Genomic DNA, 6,268 nt, shown 5'->3' on the forward strand with positions numbered 1-6,268 from the left:
AGCGTGGACTTGCCGGAGCCGGAGGGGCCCATCACGGCGGTGAACCGGCCCCGTGCGACGTCCACGTCCACCGCGTCCAGGGCGACTACGGCCGTCTCACCGGAGCCGTAGGCCCGGGTCAGCCCGCGGGCGCGGGCCGCGGTCCCGCCGTCCGGCGCACGGCCGGGCGCGTGCTGCGCAGCAGGTGTCGACAAGGCCGCCTCCCGGTCGCCTCTACTCCCCGTCCCGGGGCGAGCGTAAGGGACACCCGCGCCCCCGCGCAGCGCATCCGTGCGCCCTTGCCGACGCTAGCGCCACGGCGCTAGCTTCGAGGCATGGCGAAGACCCAGCTGAACGTGCGCGTGGACGAGGACACCGCCCGCGCGGCCCGCGAGCGCGCCCTGGCCCGCGGCATGAGTGTCAACCGCTACATCGAGGAGCTGGTCAGACAGGACGCCGGGGAAACGGGCCGCACCTTCGTCGAGGCCGCCGCCGACTTCATGCGGCAGTACGAGTCCGTGTTCACCGAGGAGTTCGGTGAGGCGCGCGGCACCGGCGCGGGCGACGGCCGCCGCTGAGTTCCCCGTTCTTCCCAGGCGTGCCGGGGGGCCTTGCGGTCGCTCCCTCCGGACTGCTCTCCTGGAGCGTGATCCGTCGCAGCCGCTCTCCCGAAGCCGATCCCCCGAAGCCGGTTCCTTGAACGAACTCAGCATCGACCTCGCCTGGCTCCTCATGCTCGCCGAACAGAAGACACCCGGGGACCCGCAGGTCACCGACTGGGGCGCACTGGTCGCCGCCGTCGCCCGGCACCGGGCCGAGATATTCGGCGTGCCGGTCTACGACACCCCGCAGGCCCGCGCCGCCTGCCTGCTCCAACTGCTCATCCACGTACCGGCGCTGGAGCGCGCCAACGCGCTGTTCGCCTCCGCCGTCGCCTATGCGTACCTGGTGGCCAGCGGGGAGAAGGTGGCCACCACTCCCGAACAGGTGCGCGACCTCGCCCGACTGGTGAAGGACGGCGCGGCGAGCGTCGACGACATCGCGCGCGAACTGCTGCGCTGGAGCGGCTGACGCGAGCGGGGCGGGTCGTGGCGGTGGGCGCTCAGCGCTCGGCCGGCTCGTCCGGGCGCCAGGCGACCCCGAGCGCGCAGTAGGAGGTCGGCAGCACCGGCCCCCGCTCTGGCAGCAGCACACGCCGGTGCGGTCCGAGGCGGAACCCGGCCTCGCGCAGCGCGGCGACCGGCTCCCGGGCCAGGTGGCAGCCGCCGTTCAGGACCGGCCACAGCGTGCGGTCCAGGGCGTGCTGGGTCAGCGTCATCACCCGGCCGCCGCCCTGCCCGTGTTCGAAGAAGCGCACCTCGCCGCCGGGCCGGAGCACCCGCCGTACCTCACCGAGCGCCCGCGCGACATCGCGTACGCTGCACAGCACCAGCGACAGCACGGCCGCGTCGAACGCCTCGCTCTTGACCGGCAGTGCCTCCGCCGCACCCGGCACCACGTCCACCGGCACCCGCGCGCGCAACGCGGCCTCCAGCGCCAACTTCCTGAGCAGCGACTCCGGTTCGACCGCCACGACTTCCGCGACCGCCCCGGGGTAGTGCCGGAAGTTCAGTCCGTTGCCCGCGCCGATCTCGATCACCCGCCCGGACAGCCCGGCGAGGAGCCGCTCGCGCACCCCGGCCATCCCGAGCCGGGAGTCGGCGCCGACGCTGAGCCGGGCGTAGTAGCGGGCGAACAGCGGATGGTGCACGGGACCCCGCGTCACCTGGCCGGACCGGGTGGACAACAGCCGCATGGCAACCTCCCTGGACAGGGCGTCCTGGGGAGAGTGTCCCGCGGTACGGCCCGGCGTCCTGGGGAGAGTGTCCCCCGGTACGGCCCGGCACACCCCACCGGACGGCGGCGCACCCCACCGGATCGCGGCGCACTCCGCCGGACCGTGGCGCACTCCGCCGGACCGTGGCGCTCTCCACCGGACCGAGGCGCACCCCGTCGGACCGAGGCGCACCCCGTCGGACCGAGGCGCACCCCGTCGGACCGTGGGGCACTCCACCCGACAGTGGCGCACCCACCGGACCGCGGCGCGCCTCCGCCGGAGCGGCCGGCCGCCGCCCCGCACCCGACCGGTCCGGGGCGGGGCGGGGCCGTGGCCTCGGCGGACGGCGGACGGCGGGGTGTCCGGTAGGGGAGCGGCGCCGGCGGGCACCTCGTCGCCCGGGCGGGTCTACCGTGCCTCGCGGGCCCGGAACGTCTCCGCGTCCCAGGTCCCCTCCAGCCGCGGGGCGAGCCAGCCCGGTGCCGCCGTACGGAACTCCGTGGGCGGCAGGGCACCGGCCCCGGCGGGCAACGCGCCGAGCAGCGGCGCCCCGGCGACCCCGGGCAGGTCGGTGACGTTGCAGCGGGTGGCCAGGTCGGGGTCGCCGGGCCAGCTGCCGATCACCACTCCGGCGAACTCCAGCTCCCGGCGTCGCAGTTCGCGCGCCGTCAGCTCCGTGCTGTTGAGGGTGCCGAGCCCGGCCCGCGCCACGACCAGTACCGGCGCGTCCAGCAGCCGGGCCACGTCGGCCAGGGTCCCCCCGTCCGCGTCGAACCGGACGAGCAGCCCGCCCGCCCCCTCCACCAGGACCAGATCGTGCTCGGTGGCCAGCTTGGCGGCCCGCTCGGCCACCTCGGGCGGGTGCACCGGCGCCATACCGGCCCGCCGGGCCGCCGTACCCGGCGCCAACGGCTCCGGGAAACGGGCGATCTCAGCGGCTGTGACGGGGCCGGCGAGCCGCGCGACCTCGTCCGCGTCCCCGCACTCGTCGGGCCCCACACCCGTCTGGGCGGCCTTGAGCACCGCCACCGAGCGCCCCGCCGCGAGCGCCGCGGCGGCGACGGCCGCGGTGGTGACGGTCTTGCCGACCTCCGTGTCCGTCCCCGTGATCACCAGTACCGGCATCTCAACCCTCCCGCGCCGCGGCGCACACCGCGCGCGCGATCCGTGCGACGTCCTCGTCCGAGCTGACGTAGGGCGGCATCGTGTAGATCAGGTCGCGGAAGGGACGCAGCCACACGCCCGCCCGCACGGCGGCGTCGGTGGCCGCCCGCATGTCCACCTCGTGGTCGAGCTGGACGACCCCGATGGCCCCCAGCACGCGGACGTCCCGCACGCCGGGTGCGCCGAGCGCCGGCGCCAGGCCCTCCCGCAGGCCCGCCTCGATCCGCTTGACCTCCGCCCGCCAGTCCTGGCCCAGCAGCAGCTCGACGGAGGCACGGGCCACGGCCGCCGCCAGCGGGTTGCCCATGAACGTGGGGCCGTGCGCGAGCACCGGCACCTCGCCCCGCGAGATGCCGTCGGCGACCCGCGCGGTGCACAAGGTGGCCGCCAGCGTCAGATAGCCGCCCGTCAGCGCCTTGCCCACGCACATCACATCCGGGGTGACGGCCGCGTGGTCCGCCGCGAACAGCTCGCCGGTACGGCCGAATCCGGTGGCTATCTCGTCGAACACGAGCAGCACGTCGTGCGCGTCGCACGCCTCGCGCAGCACCCGCAGATAGGCGGGGGAGTGGAAGCGCATCCCGCCCGCGCCCTGCACCACCGGCTCCACGATCACGGCGGCCAGCTCGTCGGCGTGCCGCGCGATCAGCTCGCGCAGCCGCTCCGCGTACGACTCGTCGTACTCGGCGGGCGGCGCGTCCGCGAACACCTGGCGGGGCAGTACGCCGGACCACAGTCCGTGCATCCCGCCCTCGGGGTCGCACACCGACATCGGCTGCCAGGTGTCACCGTGGTAGCCCCCGCGCCAGGTCAGCAGCCGCTGTTTGGCCGGCCGGCCGATCGAACGCCAGTACTGCAGGCACATCTTGACCGCGACCTCGACCGACACCGAACCGGAGTCGGCCAGGAAGACGTGTTCCAGACCGTCGGGCGAGATGTCGACGAGCAGCTTCGCCAGCCGGACGGCGGGTTCGTGGGTGAGCCCGCCGAACATCACATGGCTCATCCGGTCCAGCTGCCCGCGTGCGGCCTCGTCGAGGACCGGGTGGCTGTAGCCGTGGATCGCCGACCACCACGACGACATCCCGTCGACCAGCTCGCCGGAGCCGTCGGCGAGCCGCAGCCGGACCCCGCTCGCCGACTCCACGACGAGCGGTTCCACCCGGCCGGGCATGGGGCCGTACGGATGCCACACATGGCGTCGGTCCAGCTCCAGCAGCTCCGGCACGCCGAGGTCAGGCATTGGGCGCGAGATCCGTTCCGGCGCCCCGGCGGCGGACGGCCACGAGATCGGTACGCGCCTCACCGGCGCCGCGAACACCGGCCGCGGAACCGGCACCCGCGGAACCGGCGTCCGCCGAAACGGCGCCCGCGGAACCGGCATCCGCCGAAACGGCATCCGTGGTGCCGGCGGCCGTACCGCACACCCCGCCGCCCTCGTGCGAGCCGCAGCCCGCGCCCTCGTGCGGACCGCAGCCCGCTTCGGCGGTCGAGCCGCAGCCGCCGCTCGCGTGCGACCCGCAACCGCCCGCCGCGCCGACGCGGTGCCCCGGCAGCGTCACCTGGTCGGCGCCCTCCACCTCGAAGCCGGCGTCCGCGATCATCTCCAGGTCGGCCTTGCCCGCCTGGCCCTCGCTGGTCAGGTAGTCGCCGAGGAAGATCGAGTTGGCCAGGTGCAGCGCCAGCGGCTGCATGGTGCGCAGGTGGACCTCACGGCCGCCGGCGATGCGGACCTCGACGTCCGGGCAGACGAACCGGACCATCGCCAGGATCCGCAGGCAGCGCTGCGGGCTGAGGTTCCACTCCTCGGCCAGCGGGGTGCCCTCGAACGGGATCAGGAAGTTGACCGGCACCGAGTCCGGGTCCAGCTCGCGCAGCGAGAACACGACGTCGACGAGGTCCTCGTCGGTCTCGCCCATGCCCGCGATGAGACCCGAGCAGGCGGACAGACCGGCCGCGTGCGCCTTGTGCACGGTGTCCACCCGATCGGCGTACGTGTGGGTGGTGGTGATGTCCCCGTACGTGGACTCCGAGGTGTTGAGGTTGTGGTTGTAGGCGTCGGCGCCGGCCTCACGCAGCCGCTCGGCCTGGCCGTCGGAGAGCAGGCCGAGGCAGGCGCAGACCTCCACGCCCTCGTTCTGGTCCTTGATCGCCTTGATGGTCTTCGAGACCCGGTCCACGTCACGGTCCGTCGGGCCGCGCCCGCTGGCCACCAGGCAGACCCGCTTGGCGCCGCCCGCGAGCCCCGCGGCGGCGGCCTGGGACGCCTCGTCCGGCTTGAGCCAGGTGTACTTCAGGATGTCGGCCTTGGAACCGAGCCGCTGGGAGCAGTAGGAGCAGTCCTCCGGGCACAGTCCGGACTTGAGGTTGACCAGATAGTTGAGTTTCACCCGTCGCCCGAACCAGTGCCGGCGCACCTTTCCGGCCGCGGTCACCACGTCGAGCAGGTCGTCATCGGAGGTCGCCAGCACGGCGAGCGCTTCCTCGCGGGTCGGCAGCTCGCGCCGAAGCCCCTTGTCCACCAGCGTGTTCAGCAGGTCCATGAGGCCCGATCCTGTCCTACGGGACCGTCCCTGGCCAAGGAGACTTCGCACAACGCGGGCCGTTCGGGGTGTGGGTATTGCCACATACTGGGTGGCCGACCGTACCGCTAGGGTCTGTCCGCTACCTACAAAAGCACCGGAGGACCCATGGCGTTCGGCTGGATCGACGAGCAGGCCGAGGCGCGCCGCCGCGCCGGACTCGTGCGCACCCTGCGCCCGCGCCCCGCCGACTCGCCGCTGCTGGACCTGGCGAGCAACGACTACCTGGGCCTGGCCCGCCATCCCGAGGTCACCGAGGCGGCGGCCGAGGCCGCCCGGACCTGGGGCGGCGGCTCCACCGGTTCCCGGCTCGTCACCGGCACCACCGTGCTGCACGGGGAGCTGGAGCGGGAACTGGCGGCGTTCTGCGGCTTCGAGGCGGCTCTGGTCTTCTCCTCCGGGTACGCCGCCAACCTGGCGGCGGTCACCACGCTCGGCCCGCACGGTGCGCTGATCGTCTCCGACGCGGGCAACCACGCCTCCCTCATCGACGGCTGCCGGCTGGCCCGGGGCGGGACGCAGGTGGTCGGGCACGCCGACCCCGAGGCCGTGCGCAAGGCGCTCGGCGCGCACGAGGGCACGGCGATCGTCGTCTCCGACACGGTGTTCTCCGTGGACGGTGACCGGGCGCCGCTGGCCGCGCTGGCCGCGGCGGCCCGGGAGCACGGCGCGGGGCTGGTGGTGGACGACGCGCACGGCCTCGGTGTGCTGGGCGACGGCGGCCGGG

At 74.4% G+C, this 6,268-nt stretch carries 8 protein-coding genes; 3 read left to right on the forward strand and 5 right to left on the reverse strand.

Features of this window, described 5'->3' with window-relative positions:
• Positions 1 to 194 (reverse strand): ATP-binding cassette domain-containing protein (locus GT045_RS18500; RefSeq protein WP_345942685.1); only part of this gene is annotated, 194 nt, incomplete at its 3' end.
• 120 nt (positions 195 to 314) lie between these two features.
• On the opposite strand from GT045_RS18500, the gene GT045_RS18505 reads away from it, so the two are divergent.
• Both GT045_RS18505 and GT045_RS18510 read left to right on the forward strand, forming a co-directional pair.
• Complete coding sequence (locus GT045_RS18505) at positions 315 to 557, forward strand: toxin-antitoxin system HicB family antitoxin (RefSeq protein WP_161334841.1); 243 nt, start codon at positions 315 to 317, stop codon at positions 555 to 557.
• Positions 558 to 675: 118 nt separating this feature from the next.
• Entirely contained in the window at positions 676 to 1,050 is a 375-nt protein-coding gene (locus GT045_RS18510) for a fic family toxin-antitoxin system, toxin component (RefSeq protein ID WP_161296238.1), read from the forward strand.
• A gap of 31 nt (positions 1,051 to 1,081) precedes the next feature.
• On the opposite strand, the gene GT045_RS18515 is transcribed toward GT045_RS18510, so the two are convergent.
• The 4 genes from GT045_RS18515 to bioB form a co-directional block, all read right to left on the reverse strand.
• Positions 1,082 to 1,774: a class I SAM-dependent methyltransferase gene (locus tag GT045_RS18515; RefSeq protein WP_161334842.1), complete on the reverse strand. Its 693-nt coding sequence runs from the start codon at positions 1,772 to 1,774 to the stop codon at positions 1,082 to 1,084.
• 429 nt (positions 1,775 to 2,203) lie between these two features.
• Positions 2,204 to 2,920, reverse strand: a complete 717-nt coding sequence (bioD, locus tag GT045_RS18520; RefSeq protein ID WP_161334843.1) for a dethiobiotin synthase — start codon at positions 2,918 to 2,920, stop codon at positions 2,204 to 2,206.
• Position 2,921: 1 nt separating this feature from the next.
• Positions 2,922 to 4,202, reverse strand: a complete 1,281-nt coding sequence (locus tag GT045_RS18525) for an adenosylmethionine--8-amino-7-oxononanoate transaminase (RefSeq protein ID WP_161334844.1) — start codon at positions 4,200 to 4,202, stop codon at positions 2,922 to 2,924.
• On the reverse strand, positions 4,195 to 5,502 hold the full coding sequence (bioB, locus tag GT045_RS18530) for a biotin synthase BioB (RefSeq protein ID WP_161334845.1): 1,308 nt from the start codon (positions 5,500 to 5,502) through the stop codon (positions 4,195 to 4,197). Before bioB ends, GT045_RS18525 begins: the two co-directional genes overlap by 8 nt.
• 147 nt (positions 5,503 to 5,649) lie before the next feature.
• Between bioB and GT045_RS18535 the strand changes: the two genes are divergently transcribed.
• On the forward strand, positions 5,650 to 6,268 hold a 619-nt coding region (locus GT045_RS18535; protein WP_161334846.1), incomplete at its 3' end, for an aminotransferase class I/II-fold pyridoxal phosphate-dependent enzyme.

The organism is Streptomyces sp. SID486 (genome assembly GCF_009865385.1).
Classification (GTDB): domain Bacteria; phylum Actinomycetota; class Actinomycetes; order Streptomycetales; family Streptomycetaceae; genus Streptomyces.